This is a genomic window from Pseudomonas sp. FP198 (genome assembly GCF_030687895.1).
Lineage (GTDB): Bacteria > Pseudomonadota > Gammaproteobacteria > Pseudomonadales > Pseudomonadaceae > Aquipseudomonas.
This window is the reverse complement of the sequence record NZ_CP117452.1, coordinates 543853-558691: the sequence shown is the minus strand read 5'-3', so window position 1 is coordinate 558691 and position 14839 is coordinate 543853. Positions and strand designations below refer to the sequence as shown.

Here is a 14839-nt window from a genome sequence, read left to right as displayed (position 1 = left end):
TCCCACAGGGATGTTGTGACGGGGTGAATCAGCGCTTGGCGATGATGTACACCGCATGCACGATGCCGGGGATATAACCCAACAGCGTCAGCAGAATGTTCAGCCAGAAAGCCCCGCCGAACCCGACTTGCAGGAACACACCCAGCGGTGGCAACAGAATGGCGATGATGATTCGAATGATATCCATGGATAGCTCCTGATGGTCGATGGCCACATTGCCATATAGCTCATGGACAGCTGACCGCTCGTCAGGGTTCAGTGCGCGGCCAAAGAGGCGGGCCGCAGGGAGAAGATACACCGGCAAAAAACGCAGGCAAAAGAAAACCCCGCCGAAGCGGGGCTTTGCAGACTGTTTCCCTGACATCCATTTCACTCCGCCTTCCTGGCAGAATCCTACGTGTCCGTGTTGTAACTTTGCGCGTCCTGCGCTACGTCCATGGAAGCTAGATTAGCCGTGGATCCAATCGCCCGATAGAGGGAAATCGCCAGCACGTCATGTAAGCTTTTTCCTACATAACGTCTTCTTTTAGAACTGACCGGGTTCCAGCAGGAACAGCGACTCGCTGCCGGCCCTTACCGAAGCGCTCAAGGAATGGATTCGCGGCAACAGCCGGGCGAAATAGAAACGTGCCGTGCCCAGTTTGCTCGCGTAGAAATCGTCCTGATTTTCCTTGCCCAGGGCCGCCCGGGCCATGAGCGCCCACATGTAGGCATACGCGGTGTAGCCGAACGCCTGCAGGTACTCCACCGACGCCGCGCCAATTTCATGCGGGTTGTTTTTTGCCCGGTCCAGCAGCCACTCGGTCAGCTCGTCCAGCGTGCCGACGGCATTGTTCAACGGCTGGGTGAACTCTGCCAGGTCGCTGCCAGCGGTAGCGGTGAAATGACGAATCTCGTCGGCGAAGAGTTTGTAGAACGCCCCGCCGTTGCCGACGATCTTGCGCCCCACCAGGTCCAGTGCCTGGATGCCGTTGGTGCCTTCGTAGATCTGGGTGATGCGTACGTCGCGCACCAACTGCTCCTGGCCCCATTCGCGAATGTAGCCGTGGCCGCCGAAAATCTGCTGGCCGTGAATGGTGGTTTCCAGGCCCAGGTCGGTCAGGAATGCCTTGGCAACCGGCGTCAGCAAGGCCACCAGATCTTCGGCGCGCTTGCGAGTGGCCGGGTCTTCGCTGAACTTGGCGGTGTCCAGTTGCATCGCCACGTAGGTGGAGAATGCCCGGCCACCTTCGTTCGACGCTTTCATGGTCAGCAACATCCGGCGCACATCCGGGTGGACGATGATCGGGTCGGCGATCTTGTCCTTGTTCTGCGCGCCGGTTGGCGAACGGCTTTGCAGGCGATCACGGGCGTACTCGACAGCGTTCTGGTACGAGCGCTCGCCGGAGGCCAGGCCCTGGATACCCACGCCCAGGCGTTCGTAATTCATCATGGTGAACATCGCCGCCAGGCCTTTGTTCGGCTCGCCGACCAGGTAACCCACTGCTTCGTCGAAGTTCATCACGCAGGTAGCGGACGCCTGGATGCCCATCTTGTGTTCGATCGAACCGCAGTTGGCCGCGTTGCGTGCGCCCAGGCTGCCGTCGGCGTTGACCATGAATTTCGGCACCAGGAACAGCGAAATGCCTTTCGGGCCCGCCGGTGCGTCGGGGAGCTTCGCCAGCACCAGGTGAATGATATTTTCGGTGAGGTCGTGTTCGCCGCCGGTGATGAAAATCTTCGTGCCGCTGACTTTGTAAGTGCCGTCAGCCTGGGGCTCAGCCTTGGTTCGGATAATCCCCAGGTCGGTGCCGGCATGGGGTTCGGTCAGGCACATGGAGCCGGCCCAGACGCCGGCGTACATGTTTGGCAAGTATGCGGCTTTCAATTCCTCGCTGGCGTGGGCGTTGATCGACAGGCAGGCTCCTGCGGTGAGCATCGGGTACAGGCCAAAGGACAGGCTGGCGGAGTTGACCATCTCCTCGACCTGGGCCGAAACCGCCTTGGGCATGCCCATGCCACCGTACGTTGGATCTCCGCCGACGCCGACCCAACCGCCTTCAGCGAAGGTCCTGTAGGCCTCAGGGAAACCCGCCGGGGTGGTCACGGCGCCGTCAGCCCAGTGGCAGCCCTCTTCGTCAGCTGCACGGCTGAGGGGCGCGATGCTTTTACCGGTGACCTTGCCCGCCTCCTCGAGGATCGCTTCGACGGTTTCAGCGTCTACGGTTTCGGCCAACGCCGGCAGTTGAGCCCAAAGTTTCGCGACCTCGAACACTTCATTGAGGACGAAGCGCATATCGCGCAGGGGCGCTTTGTAGTCAGCCATGGCAAACCTCGCAGGATCTAAACAATTGGTTCGTAGGAAAGCGGTTCTCGCAATGGCCCAGAGTGTACCTCAACAACTTTTGAGACACATAGGGTCAGGCTGTGACTGTTTTGTTATTTTTAGTCAAGACAGGAGTAACTGTTTCATCCTCTCAAAGCGCAAACAACTCAGCCGGCAACCTCATCAGGCAATCGCTCCCTGCTTCTATAGCAGCCCGATGGGCGGCCGTACGCGGCAGCAGGCGCTTGAAGTAAAACTCGCACGTCGCCAGCTTGGCCCGGCAGAAATCGCTGTCTCCAGTGCCGCTGTCGAGTTGCGCCTGGGCCACCAACGCCATGCGCAACCACAGATAGGCCAGAATGATATAGCCGCTGTACATCAGGTAATCCACCGAAGCGGCGCCCACCTCATCCGGATTTTTCATGGCGGCCATGCCGACCTGCGTCGTCAGTTCGCCCCATTGCTGGTTGAGCCCGTCCAGTTGCGCAACGAAAGCCTGAAGCTGCGGATGCCCGGCATTGGCAGCGCAGAATTTGTGAACGATCCTGGTGAAACCGCGCAACAACTTGCCCTGGCTACCCAGCACTTTGCGCCCCAGCAGGTCCAAGGCCTGGATCCCATTGGTGCCTTCATAGATCGGCGCGATCCGGCAATCACGCACCAGCTGCTCCATCCCCCACTCACGAATGAAGCCATGACCGCCAAAGACCTGCATGCCGTGGTTGGTCACTTCCAAACCCGTGTCGGTCATGAAGGCCTTGCAGATCGGAGTGAGGAAGGCCAGCAGGTCTTCGGCTTCCTGGCGAGCGCTTTCGTCGCGGCTCAAATGCGCGGTATCGAGCAGTTGCGCGGTGAAATACGTCAGCGCCCGGTTGCCTTCGTTGAAGGCTTTCATGGTCAGCAGCATCCGGCGTACATCGGGATGGACGATGATCGGGTCGGCGACTTTTTCCGGCGCCTTGGGGCCGGTCAAAGAGCGCATCTGCAGGCGATCGTTGGCGTATTTGACCGCGCCCTGGAAACTCGCCTCGCCCAGGCAAAGGCCCTGCATGCCGGTGCCGAGGCGGGCATGGTTCATCATGGTGAACATGCAGTTGAGGCCCTTGTTCGGTTCGCCGATCAGGAAACCCTTGGCCCCATCGAAGTTCAGCACGCACGTGGCCGACGCCTTGATGCCCATCTTGTGCTCGATCGAACCGCAGGAAACACCATTGCGCTCGCCGGCCTCGCCCGCTGCATCGGGCAGGAACTTGGGCACGATGAACAACGAGATGCCCTTCGTCCCGGCGGGAGCATCTGGCAATTTGGCGAGCACCAGGTGAATGATGTTGTCGCTCATGTCGTGCTCGCCGGCGCTGATGAAGATCTTGCTGCCGGTCACCGCATAGCTGCCATCCGCCTGAGGCACGGCACGGGTCTTGATGATGCCCAGGTCCGTGCCGCAGTGGGCTTCGGTCAGGCACATGGTGCCGGTCCACTGGCCGGCGGTGAGCTTGTTGAGGTAGGTCTGTTTCTGCTGTTCGGTGCCGTGAGCGTGGATGGCCGACATGGCGCCGTGGGTCAGGCCGGGGTACATGCCCCAGGAGGTATTGCTCGATCCGATCATCTCGCTGATGACCAGCCCCAGCGAGCTGGGCAGGCCTTGGCCGCCATAAGCCGGATCCGCTGCCAGGCCGTGCCAGCCGCCTTCCACATACTGTGCGAAAGCTTGCTTGAAGCCTGTAGGCGTAGTGACCACGCCGTTATCGAAATGGCAGCCCTCTTCATCACCCGGACGATTGAGCGGAGCCAGCACGTTCTCACAGAACCGGGCACCTTCTTCGAGGATGGCGCTGACCATGTCCGGACTCGCGTCGCTGGCCCCCAACTCGGCATAGCGGCCATGGAAATCAAAGACGTTGTCGATCAGGAAACGCATGTCGCGCAGCGGGGCTTTGTACTCGGGCATGGTGGTTTTCTCCGGTAGCAGATCATCCCAACCTACTGCCGGCCGCCAAGGCCCACAATCAATCTCCAGACGCTGAATGCGCCGTCATCACTCAACCCGCGGCGGCTTCCATGCGCACTGCGCCGCGACGATTCTGGCCGAAGGCAATCACACAATTGCGCCCTGCCCCCTTGGCGTTGTACAGCGCCTGGTCGGCGGACTTGAGCACTTCCTCGGGCGTGCGCTGGTCCACGCGTTCGGCCACGCCGATGCTGACGGTCACCGATACGCTGGTGGCGCCGCTGCCGGAGCGACGCTGGCGACCTTGCTGATCGTCCTGGGGGCGATTGTCGGGATTACGCAGTTGAATGGCGTACGTCTCGATGGACTGGCGGATGACTTCCAGATGAGGCATGCATTCATCAATGGTCTTGCCGGCAAACACCAGCGCAAACTCCTCCCCGCCGTAACGATAAGCCCTGCCGCCGCCACCGATTTTCGACAGCTTGCTGGCCACCAGGCGCAGCACCTGATCGCCGACATCGTGGCCGTGGGTGTCGTTGAATTTCTTGAAGTGATCCACGTCGCTCATCGCCAGCACGTAGTTGCGACCCAGGCGCTGCATGCGTTCATTCAGCGCCCGGCGCCCCGGCAGGCCGGTGAGCTCATCGCGGAAGGCCATCTGGTAGGCCTCGTGAGCAACCGCGGCGGCGATCATCAGCATCACCTGACTGCACATGATGTTGAGGGTGAACGGCAAGATGAACGTCTTCGGCAGCATCCAGAACAACCCGACCAACCCCACCAGTTGCGCCGCATGCAAGGGCCGTGGGTTACGCCAGTATTGCCAGGCCAGCAGCACGAACGCAGCGGCAAACACCGGGTATGACAATTGGATCAGGCTCATCCACGCACCATGCAGCGCCGGCCAGCGTATTTCCGAAAGCCACAGCAACAGCGCCTGGGGAAAGCTTTGCTCCAGGGCCAGGGCCACGCCACCAAAGGCCAGCAGCACCGCGAAACGCGCCACCATGTCCTGGAACAGATGCGTGCGCTCCTGCCACGCCGCGAACAGCCCGAACAACAGCGGCAGCAGCAGGCAGACCAGATGGAACACCACCGCCGCGTCTTCGCGCACCTTGCCGTTATCGCGATAGAAGTCGGTCTGGGTGTCCAGCAGGAAATAAGCGATGTACACCGTGACCATCAGAAACAGCTCGCGCTGACGTCGGTAAACGGAGCAGTACGCCCCGCCCAACAACAACACCAGCGTAGGAAGCACGTTGAACAATGATGTGAAGAAGACGTTCAGGTCCTTGACGTAGGCAGCCGCGAGCCCCGCCAGTAAAAGCACTGTCGACGGTAGGAAATGGCTGAAGCGCATTACGGAAAGACGCGGCAAGGGTAAAGCTCCGACCCGGCTGATCAAAGATGGCATTGTGCCTGCAACTGGAGCAGTAAGGCACGCGAGATGTGACAGATGTCACACTGCCATCGCTGTAACGGCAGATCGGGAAGTTTTCTTAGGGTCCGGTTGGATGAATATTGTTTCAGGATCGCCATGCTTCCCCTGTGGCGAGGGAGCTTGCTCCCGCTCGGCTGCGAAGCAGTCGCGAACCAGCGGGTGCGGTGTGTCTGATGCTGCGTATTGGCAGGTTTGGGGGCCGCTTCGCAGCCCAGCGGGAGCAAGCTCCCTCGCCACGGGTTTGTCGATGGCCTGACTGGGGTTATAACAAACATGAAAAAGCCGCTGCTCCCGAAGAAGCAGCGGCTTTTTGAAGAAGCGCTTAAGGCTTAGTAGCCCAGCGCGAAGTCTTCTTCTTTCATGTCCATCAGGTTGTTGGCGCCCGACAACATGGCCGCGACGTGGGTGCGGGTGCGCGGCAGGATGCGCTGGAAGTAGAAACGCGCGGTCTGCAGCTTGGCGGTGTAGAACGCTTCTTCGGTCGTGCCGGCCGCCAGTTTTTCCGCCGCCAGGCGCGCCATGTCGGCCCAGAAGTAAGCCAGGCAGGCGTAACCGGAGTACATCAGGTAATCCACCGAGGCCGCGCCGACTTCTTCGCGATCCTTCATGGCGGCCATGCCAACCTTCATGGTCAGTTCGCCCCATTCCTTGTTCAGTGCAGCCAACGGCTCGACGAATTCCTTGACGGCTTCGTTGCCTTCGTTGCCCTGGCAGAACTTGTGGACGATCTTGGTGAAGCCCTTGAGCGCCTCGCCCTGGGTCATCAGCACTTTACGGCCCAGCAGGTCGAGCGCCTGGATACCGGTGGTGCCTTCGTACAGCATCGAGATGCGGCTGTCGCGCACGTTCTGCTCCATGCCCCACTCGGCGATGAAGCCGTGGCCGCCGTAGATCTGCACGCCGTGGTTGGCCGATTCGAAGCCGACTTCGGTCATGAACGCCTTGGCGATCGGGGTCATGAACGCCAGCAGGGCGTCAGCCTTCTTCTTCTCTTCTTCATCCACCCCGTACTTGACGATGTCGACCTGCTTGGCGGTGAAGTACACCATCGCCCGGTTGCCCTCGGCGAAGGCTTTCATGGTCAGCAACATGCGCCGCACGTCAGGGTGCACGATGATCGGGTCGGCGGCCTTGTCCGGTGCTTTCGGGCCGGTCAGGGAACGCATCTGCAGACGGTCGCGAGCATACTTCAGGCCCCCCTGGAAACCGATTTCGGCGTGGGCCAGGCCTTGCAGCGCGGTACCCAGGCGAGCGGTGTTCATGAAGGTGAACATGCAGTTCAGGCCTTTGTTCGCCGGGCCGATCAGGAAACCGGTGGCCGCGTCGAAGTTCATCACGCAGGTGGCGTTGCCGTGGATGCCCATCTTGTGTTCCAGGGAGCCACAGCTGACTGCGTTGCGCTGGCCGATGGAGCCGTCGGCCTCAGGCAGGAATTTCGGAACGATGAACAGCGAGATACCTTTGGTGCCAGCCGGTGCATCCGGCAGGCGCGCCAGCACGATGTGGACGATGTTGTCGGCCATGTCGTGTTCGCCGGCCGAGATGAAGATCTTGGTGCCGGTCACTTTGTAGGAGCCGTCGGCCTGAGGTTCGGCCTTGGTGCGCAGCATGCCCAGGTCGGTGCCGCAGTGCGGTTCGGTCAGGCACATGGTGCCGGTCCATTCGCCGGATACCAGCTTGGTCAGGTAAGCCTCTTGCTGCTCCGGGGTACCGTGCTCGGAAATGGTGTTCATCGCGCCATGGGACAGGCCCGGGTACATGCCCCACGACCAGTTGGCTTCGCCGACCATCTCGCTGACCGCCAGGCCCAGGGATTCCGGCAGGCCTTGGCCACCGTGCGCCACGTCATGGGCCAGGCTCGGCCAGCCGCCTTCGACAAATTGCTTGTAGGCTTCCTTGAAGCCGGTCGGGGTTTTCACGCCGGACTCGCTCCAGGTGCAACCTTCGAGATCACCCACGCGGTTCAGCGGCGCCAGCACCTGCTCACAGAACTTGGCGCCTTCTTCGAGGATGGCGTCAACCATGTCCGGAGTTGCCTCCTGGCACGCTGGAAGGCTCTGATAATGCGCTTCGTAGCCGAGCAGTTCGTCACGAACGAAGCGAATATCACGCAAGGGGGCCTTGTAGTCAGGCATAGCGATAAACCTCTGCTGATGTAACCGGGAATGAACGACCGCGTGGATTTGTTATGGCGATCAAACAGCTGTTTGAAACATACGTTTACGCTCAAACCTTGTCAAGCGGCGATCTTTTGCCGTTCGTCATCGTCCTGCAGGAAATTTCAGCCGTGAAAAATCCATCGCCAAGCAGAGGCACGGCTCGCGCAGTGAAAGATTAGTTGAGGAAGAAAGAGTTAGAGACAAAAACGCCGCGAATGAATCGCGGCGTTTTCACTACATCTGAACGGCAGAGTCAGGCGAACGTATCGATCAACGTTCCGAGCATTTCGTCGGAAGCCTTGGCCACGTTCACCCCCAGTTGCACCTGGAACTTGCCTTGGGCCATTTCAACCATGTTGCTGGTCAGGTCCGATTGCTGACTGCGATCCACCGAACGCAGGCGATCCACCTGAACGTCGGAGGACTGGCTGGTGACCGAGCGCTCGATCGTGTTGTTGGCAATCTGGCTGGAGGCCTGATCAACGCGGTACTGCCCTGTCTGAATCGTGCTCAGACCGGCATAGAACGCGGTATTTCCTGAGATTTCCATGGCAGGGAGGGTCTTCTTGAAGGGTCGACACCGGCATTGAACCAGATGCTTGGGGAAAAGGCTCGACAAAAACACTAATGGCACAGTGCCGCGTCATAGCCAAAACCTTGGCTCGGGGTCAGTCCAGCAGATCCAGTTGCAGATGTTCGGCCACCGCTTCGGCCGTCACGTCCTTGATTCGCGCGACTCTGCCCAGGCAGGGCGCCGGCAGGCGTTCGGCGAGGGTCGCGAGGTTTTCTTCCATGCGCGACGTTGCCGGATCAATGATGTTTGCTACCCAGCCGGCCAATGGCAAGCCGTCCCGGGCAATGGCCTCGGCAGTCAGCAGCGCGTGGCTGATGCAGCCCAGCCGTACCCCCACCACGAGGATCACCGGCAGGCCCAACGCTATCGCAAGGTCGGAAAGATTGTCTTGCCCGGCCAGCGGCACACGCCAGCCGCCCGCGCCTTCGATCAAGGTGAAATCCGCATCCAGAGCCAGCACCTCGCGCATCGGCGTGAGCAGGGATTGTACGGTCAATGCCACGCCAGCTTCCCGGGCGGCCAGGTGAGGGTGCGATCGCCGGTTCGAATGCCACCGGATTGACCTGTGCATAAGTCAGTGGCACCGAACATTCGGCCAACAGGGCCAAGGCATCGGCGTTGCGCAGGCCCTTGGGCGTCACTGCGCAGCCAGAGGCTACGGGCTTGCCCGCGGCGGTGCTCATGCCGGCCCGCCTGGCCGCGTGCAGCAGCCCCGCCGCAACCGTGGTCTTGCCCACGTCGGTGTCGGTGCCGGTGATGAAATAAGCCTGGCTCATAGCGGTTTCTCCAGCACGGCGTAGACCACCTGGTAAGTGGCCGGCAGGCCCTGGGCCTGGCGATATTTTTCATAGGCCTGGACCAGCGCGAGAATTCTCGCCCTCCCCGTCAACCCACCGGGACGACCAGGATTGAGATTGTGCGCACCCAATGCTTTCAATTCGTGGGTCAGGGCACGTACATCGGGATAATGCAGAACATGCGGGCGACTCTCCAGGCTGACGACGCGCAACCCGCTGGCGTCGGCCAGCTGTCGATAGGTGTCGAATGCGCGGAAACGGTTGACGTGTACCAGGCCATCCACTTCACGCCAGCTGTCGCGCAACTCGTATAACGTGCCGACACACAGGCTGGTGAAGGCAAACAGCCCACCGGGTTTCAGAACACGATAGGCCTCGCTCAATACCGAGGCAAAATCGCCGCACCATTGCACCGCGAGGCTGGAATACACCAGGTCACAGCTGGCCGACTGCAACGGCAGCCGCTCGGCATCACCAGCGATGAAATGCGCGGCGCCGCCTTGAGGACGGGCATGGTTGAGCATGCCTTCGGCGATATCCAGCGCAACACCCGCCGTCTCACCGAACCGCGCCCCCAGGGCGCGGGTGAAATAACCGGTGCCACACCCCATGTCCAACCAGCGTCCCGGCATAAACGAGGCGGGCAGCCGCGACAGCAATTGTTGTCCGACGTCGCGCTGCAGTTCAGCGACGCTGTCATAGCTGGCCGCCGCCCGGGAGAACGAGGCCGCGACCTGACGTTTGTCGGGCAAGGCGCCCGGCAACTTCACAACAGATAAATCAGTCATCACCGGACTCATGCAGAAAAGCCTGGATTGCCCCCGCTACGCCGTGGGGATCTTCCAGTGGGAATCCGTGGCCGGCCTGTTCGATCAGACCGATTTCGACATCTGGCAGCATCGCCAGCAGTTCTCCCGCAGCCTCGGCAGGCACCAGCGCGTCGAGCCCGGCAAACAGATGTAATTGCGGGCCGCGAAAGCCCTGCAAGGCCTCGCGCGTGTCGAGTTGCACCAGCAGTTCGAGCCCGGCCATCAATACTTCAGGCGAGGTGTTCGGCGCGCCGGCCAGCAGCAATCGCGACAACCCGCGCGGATCGCTACAGCCTTGCGCGCACAGCAAGCTGAAGCGTTTGAGGGTCTGGCGCGGATCGGCGGCGCATCCGGCGAGAAATCCATCGAAAGTGTCAGCGGGCATCGCGCTCGGCCAATGCTCGTGAGCCACAAAAGACACGTTGCTCGCCAGGGTCAGCAGGCCACAGCAACGCTCGCCCCGACGCGCCGCCAGTTCCGCGGCCAGCATCCCGCCCAGGGACCAGCCGCCCAGCCAAGCATCCCGGGGCAACGTGGCATCCAGTTCATCGAGCCATTCACCGAGGTCGCTCGACGCCAGTGCAGGCAATGGCTCGATTTCCACTTGCAAGTGCTCATCGAGCCCTTGCAAGGCCGCAGCCAGCGGTTCGAGGGGCGAAACGCCCAAGCCCCAGCCGGGCAGCAATATCAGTCGATCACGCATGGCTTGGCTCCGCTCCCAGTTGCGCAAAACAGTCGGCCAGTGCATTCAACAATAGTTGTACCTGGGCTTCGCTGTGGGCAGCGGTCAACGTCACACGCAGCCGAGCGCTGCCGGCCGGCACGGTGGGTGGGCGGATCGCGGTGACCATCAGCCCGCGCTCGCGCAGCATCTGCGACAGCCGCATCGCCCGTCCCGCGTCGCCGATCAGGATGGGCTGGATCGGCGTGAAGCTGTCCATCAATTGCAAGCCGATCTGCTCGGCACCGTGGCGGAACTGGCGGATCAGCAATTGCAGATGCTCACGCCGCCAATGCTCGCTGCGCAGCAACTCAAGGCTCTTGAGCGTGGCGCAGGCCAACGCCGGTGGCTGGCTGGTGGTGTAAATGTAGGGGCGCGCGAACTGGATCAGGCTTTCGATCAATTCTTCGCTGCCGGCAACAAAAGCCCCGGCGGTGCCGAACGCCTTGCCCAGCGTGCCTACCAGCACCGGCACGTCTTCCTGACTCAGACCGAAATGCTCGACGACACCACCGCCGGTGGTACCCAACGTGCCGAAGCCATGGGCATCGTCGACCATCAGCCAGGCGCCCTTGGCCCGTGCTTCGCGGGCGAGAGCCGGCAGGTCGGCGATGTCGCCGTCCATGCTGAACACGCCGTCTGTGACCACCAGGGTATTGCCGATGGCTTTTTCCAGGCGGGTCGCCAGGCTTTGGGCATCGTTGTGCAAATAACGGCTGAAACGGGCGCCGGACAACAGCCCGGCGTCGAGCAACGACGCGTGGTTGAGCCGGTCCTGCAACACCGTATCGCCCTGTCCGACCAGCGCCGTGACGGCACCAAGATTGGCCATGTAGCCGGTGGTGAATAACAGTGCCCGGGGCCGGCCGGTCAAGTCGGCCAGCGCTTCTTCCACGGCGTGATGGGGGCCGCTGTGGCCGATCACCAGATGCGACGCACCGCCACCGACGCCCCACCGCGCCGCGCCGGCACGCCAGGCCTCGATCACCTGCGGGTGATTGGCCAGGCCCAGGTAGTCGTTGTTGCAGAACGCCAGCAACGGCTGGCCATCCACCACCACTTCCGGGCCTTGGGGGCTTTCAAGCAGCGGACGCTGGCGATAGAGGTTTTCGGCACGACGGGCAGCCAGGCGTGCGGCGAGATCGAAGGGCATGCAGGCCTCAACTGTTTAAAGACTGGCCAAAGACCCTTGTAGGAGCGAGCCTGCTCGCGATAGCGGTGAGCCAGTCGACATAAATGTTGAATGTTCCATTGCCATCGCGAGCAAGCTCGCTCCCACAGCGTCTTGCATTCCAGTCAGGGAATCGGTGAGCAATCAAACAGCGGCGTTATAGAACTGCTCGCTGCTCTTCTGCTCCACCAGCGCCTGCTCGATGGCCGCCTGGTGCACTTCATCGGCATGCTCTTCGCGAGCTTCCGGCTGGATGCCCAAGCGCGCAAACAGTTGCATGTCCTTGTCGGCCTGAGGGTTGGCGGTGGTCAGCAATTTGTCGCCGTAGAAAATCGAGTTGGCGCCCGCGAAAAAGGCCAGGGCCTGCATCTGCTCGTTCATGGCTTCGCGGCCAGCGGACAAGCGCACATGGGATTTCGGCATGAGGATGCGCGCCACGGCGAGCATGCGGATGAAATCGAACGGGTCGACATCCTCGGCATTCTCCAGCGGCGTGCCGGCGACTTTCACCAGCATGTTGATCGGCACCGACTCTGGATGCTCCGGCAGGTTGGCCAGCTGGATCAGCAGGTTGGCGCGGTCGTCCAGGGACTCGCCCATGCCCAGGATCCCGCCGGAACAGATCTTCATCCCCGAATCACGTACATACGCCAGGGTTTGCAGGCGCTCGCTGTAGGTGCGGGTGGTGATGATGCTGCCGTAGAACTCCGGCGAGGTGTCGAGGTTGTGGTTGTAATAATCCAGGCCGGCCTGGGCCAGCGCTTCGGTCTGCTCCTGGTCGAGACGCCCCAGGGTCATGCAGGTTTCCAGGCCCATGGCCTTGACGCCCTTGACCATCTCCAGCACGTAGGGCATGTCCTTGGCCGACGGATGTTTCCACGCCGCGCCCATGCAGAAGCGGGTCGAACCGATGGCCTTGGCGCGCGCGGCCTCTTCAAGGACCTTCTGCACTTCGAGCAACTTCTCTTTTTCCAGCCCGGTGTTGTAGTGGCCGGACTGCGGACAATATTTGCAATCTTCCGGGCAGGCGCCGGTCTTGATCGACAGCAGGGTCGACACCTGGACGCGGTTGGCGTCGAAGTGCGCGCGGTGCACGGTCTGCGCCTGGAAGAGCAGGTCATTGAATGGCTGGACGAAGAGAGCTTTGACTTCGGCCAAAGACCAGTCATGACGCAGGTTGGCAGTGGTGCTGGCGCTCATGGGCATTTCCTTGATTATGCTTGGCTGGCGCTTGAGGGACGCAATACCCACAGGCGCGACACGGATGTTCGGCATATTTAAGGAAGAGCCATGCGCTGTCAACCACGATACAAAGCTCCGGTTTACATCTGGTTAAAAAACAAACAAATCTGTCTGTTGTGCGGCGAATCCACTGACACCTTGCAACCCATCTGCACCCCTTGCGAGAGCGAACTGCCCTGGCTCGGCGAGCATTGCGCCGTTTGCGCGCTGCCGCTGCCCATGGCCGGGCTCCGCTGCGGCCAATGCGCCGCGCGGGCTCCGGCTTTCGAGCGGGTCCTGGCGCCATGGGCCTATGACTTTCCGGTGGACAGCCTGATTACGCGCTTCAAGCACCAGGCAAAATGGCCCCTCGGTCGACTGCTTGGCGAGTTGCTGGCGCAATCGCTGCAGCATCATTTCGACGAAGGCCTGGAGCGGCCCGATGCGCTGGTGCCGGTGCCGCTGGCGGCACGCCGCTTGCGCCAGCGCGGCTTCAACCAGGCGACGCTGCTGGCCCGCTGGCTCAGCGCAGCGCTGCGGATCCCTTGCGAAGACGACCTGCTGCTGCGCGTCCAGGACACCCCGGCCCAACAGGTCCTGGACGCCCGGGCCCGGCGCCGGGACCTGCGCCAGGCCTTCGCCTTGGCGCCCGGTGCGGTGTTGAACAACCGTCACCTGGCGCTGGTCGATGATGTACTCACCACTGGCGCCACGGCCCAGGCACTGGCCCGGCTGCTGCTCGATGCCGGTGCCGCACGGGTCGATGTGTATTGCCTGGCGCGCACGCCGAAACCCGGTGATCCGGCTTGACGCGCGGAGGCCGAGGCGCCAACGTCCTGCATCCATCCCGTACACGGTTTGCGCCATGTCATTGCCTACGCTGCTGAGCCAACATATCGTCCGCCGACCACAGCGCATCGCCCTGCTACAGCACATCGCCGAGCAGGGCTCCATCACTCGGGCCGCCAAAAGCGCCGGGCTGAGCTACAAGGCGGCCTGGGATGCGATCGATGAACTGAACAACCTGGCGGACCGGCCGCTGGTCGAGCGCAGCGTTGGCGGCAAGGGTGGCGGTGGCGCGAAACTGTCGGAGGAAGGCCTGCGCGTGCTGCGTCTTTACCAGCGCTTGCAGGTATTGCAGGCGCAGTTGCTGGAAGCGAGCGAGGACGCCGGTGACCTGGGCCTGCTCAGCCGCCTGATGTTGCGCACCAGCGCGCGCAACCAACTGCACGGCAAGGTCGTCGGCATCCAGGCCCAGGGCCACAACGACCGGATACACCTGGAACTGGCGCGCGGCTTGCTCATCGACGCGCAGATCACCCACGACAGCACGCTGCGCCTGGAGCTGAGCCTCGGTACCGAAGTGGTGGCCCTGATCAAGGCCGGCTGGCTGACGTTGTATCCACTCGACCAGCCGGACGATTGCTCGGCCAACAGTCTGCAAGGCGTGATCGAGCACATCGCGGTCGCTGCGGATGGCCCCAATGAAGTGCGCATCGGCTTGCCCAACGGCCAGACGCTGTGTGCCCTTGCAGAACCGCTTGAGCTGGTTGAACGAAACCTCGACGCCGGCTCACCGGTGCAAGTGCGTTTTTCCCCTGCAAATGTGCTGCTCGGCACACCGTTGTAGCGCGCTGAAACATAAACTTCATCGACCCGCTTTAAGGTGACTGCCAAAACCAGCAGGGAG

The 14839-nt window shown here is 61.8% G+C and carries 13 protein-coding genes and 1 pseudogene; 3 read left to right on the top strand and 11 right to left on the bottom strand.

Going from position 1 to position 14839, the window contains the following annotated elements; genetic code table 11:
* Positions 1-28 precede the first annotated feature (28 nt).
* The 5 genes from PSH78_RS02620 to PSH78_RS02600 all read right to left on the bottom strand — a co-directional run bounded on the left by PSH78_RS02620 (position 29) and on the right by PSH78_RS02600 (position 7832).
* Positions 29-187: a YqaE/Pmp3 family membrane protein gene (locus PSH78_RS02620; RefSeq protein WP_038436734.1), complete on the bottom strand. Its 159-nt coding sequence runs from the start codon at positions 185-187 to the stop codon at positions 29-31.
* A 339-nt stretch (positions 188-526) separates the two neighbouring features.
* Positions 527-2305 carry an acyl-CoA dehydrogenase C-terminal domain-containing protein gene (locus tag PSH78_RS02615; protein WP_305498360.1) on the bottom strand — a complete coding sequence of 593 codons (1779 nt, stop codon included), beginning with the start codon at positions 2303-2305 and terminating at the stop codon, positions 527-529.
* 151 nt (positions 2306-2456) lie between these two features.
* A complete protein-coding gene (locus PSH78_RS02610) occupies positions 2457-4253 on the bottom strand; it encodes an acyl-CoA dehydrogenase C-terminal domain-containing protein (RefSeq protein ID WP_305498359.1) in 1797 nt (598 codons plus the stop codon).
* A 91-nt stretch (positions 4254-4344) separates the two neighbouring features.
* Positions 4345-5634, bottom strand: a complete 1290-nt coding sequence (locus tag PSH78_RS02605) for a GGDEF domain-containing protein (protein ID WP_305498358.1) — start codon at positions 5632-5634, stop codon at positions 4345-4347.
* 392 nt (positions 5635-6026) lie between these two features.
* The gene (locus PSH78_RS02600; protein WP_305498357.1) at positions 6027-7832 is read right to left on the bottom strand and encodes a phenylacyl-CoA dehydrogenase; all 1806 of its coding nucleotides are present in this window, start codon (positions 7830-7832) and stop codon (positions 6027-6029) included.
* 53 nt (positions 7833-7885) lie between these two features.
* Here PSH78_RS02600 and PSH78_RS02595 point away from each other — a divergent pair, with 53 nt between their 5' ends.
* Complete coding sequence (locus PSH78_RS02595) at positions 7886-8035, top strand: hypothetical protein (RefSeq protein ID WP_305498356.1); 150 nt, start codon at positions 7886-7888, stop codon at positions 8033-8035.
* A 74-nt stretch (positions 8036-8109) separates the two neighbouring features.
* On the opposite strand, the gene PSH78_RS02590 is transcribed toward PSH78_RS02595, so the two are convergent.
* The 6 genes and pseudogenes from PSH78_RS02590 to bioB all read right to left on the bottom strand — a co-directional run bounded on the left by PSH78_RS02590 (position 8110) and on the right by bioB (position 13128).
* Entirely contained in the window at positions 8110-8406 is a 297-nt protein-coding gene (locus PSH78_RS02590) for a pyrroloquinoline quinone biosynthesis protein PqqE (RefSeq protein ID WP_305498355.1), read from the bottom strand.
* 118 nt (positions 8407-8524) lie between these two features.
* Positions 8525-9206, bottom strand: a pseudogene (gene bioD, locus PSH78_RS02585) (dethiobiotin synthase).
* Entirely contained in the window at positions 9203-10015 is an 813-nt protein-coding gene (gene bioC, locus PSH78_RS02580) for a malonyl-ACP O-methyltransferase BioC (RefSeq protein ID WP_305498354.1), read from the bottom strand. Before bioC ends, bioD begins: the two are co-directional and overlap by 4 nt.
* Positions 10008-10739, bottom strand: a complete 732-nt coding sequence (locus tag PSH78_RS02575) for an alpha/beta fold hydrolase (RefSeq protein ID WP_305498353.1) — start codon at positions 10737-10739, stop codon at positions 10008-10010. Before PSH78_RS02575 ends, bioC begins: the two co-directional genes overlap by 8 nt.
* Entirely contained in the window at positions 10732-11910 is a 1179-nt protein-coding gene (gene bioF / locus PSH78_RS02570) for an 8-amino-7-oxononanoate synthase (protein WP_305498352.1), read from the bottom strand. The genes PSH78_RS02575 and bioF overlap by 8 nt, the downstream gene beginning before the upstream one ends.
* Positions 11911-12072: 162 nt before the next feature.
* Positions 12073-13128 carry a biotin synthase BioB gene (gene bioB, locus PSH78_RS02565; RefSeq protein ID WP_039590691.1) on the bottom strand — a complete coding sequence of 352 codons (1056 nt, stop codon included), beginning with the start codon at positions 13126-13128 and terminating at the stop codon, positions 12073-12075.
* 90 nt (positions 13129-13218) lie between these two features.
* Between bioB and PSH78_RS02560 the strand changes: the two genes are divergently transcribed.
* On the top strand, positions 13219-13959 hold the full coding sequence (locus PSH78_RS02560) for a ComF family protein (RefSeq protein ID WP_305498350.1): 741 nt from the start codon (positions 13219-13221) through the stop codon (positions 13957-13959).
* A 55-nt stretch (positions 13960-14014) separates the two neighbouring features.
* Positions 14015-14779, top strand: a complete 765-nt coding sequence (locus PSH78_RS02555) for a TOBE domain-containing protein (protein ID WP_305498348.1) — start codon at positions 14015-14017, stop codon at positions 14777-14779.
* Positions 14780-14839 lie beyond the last annotated feature (60 nt).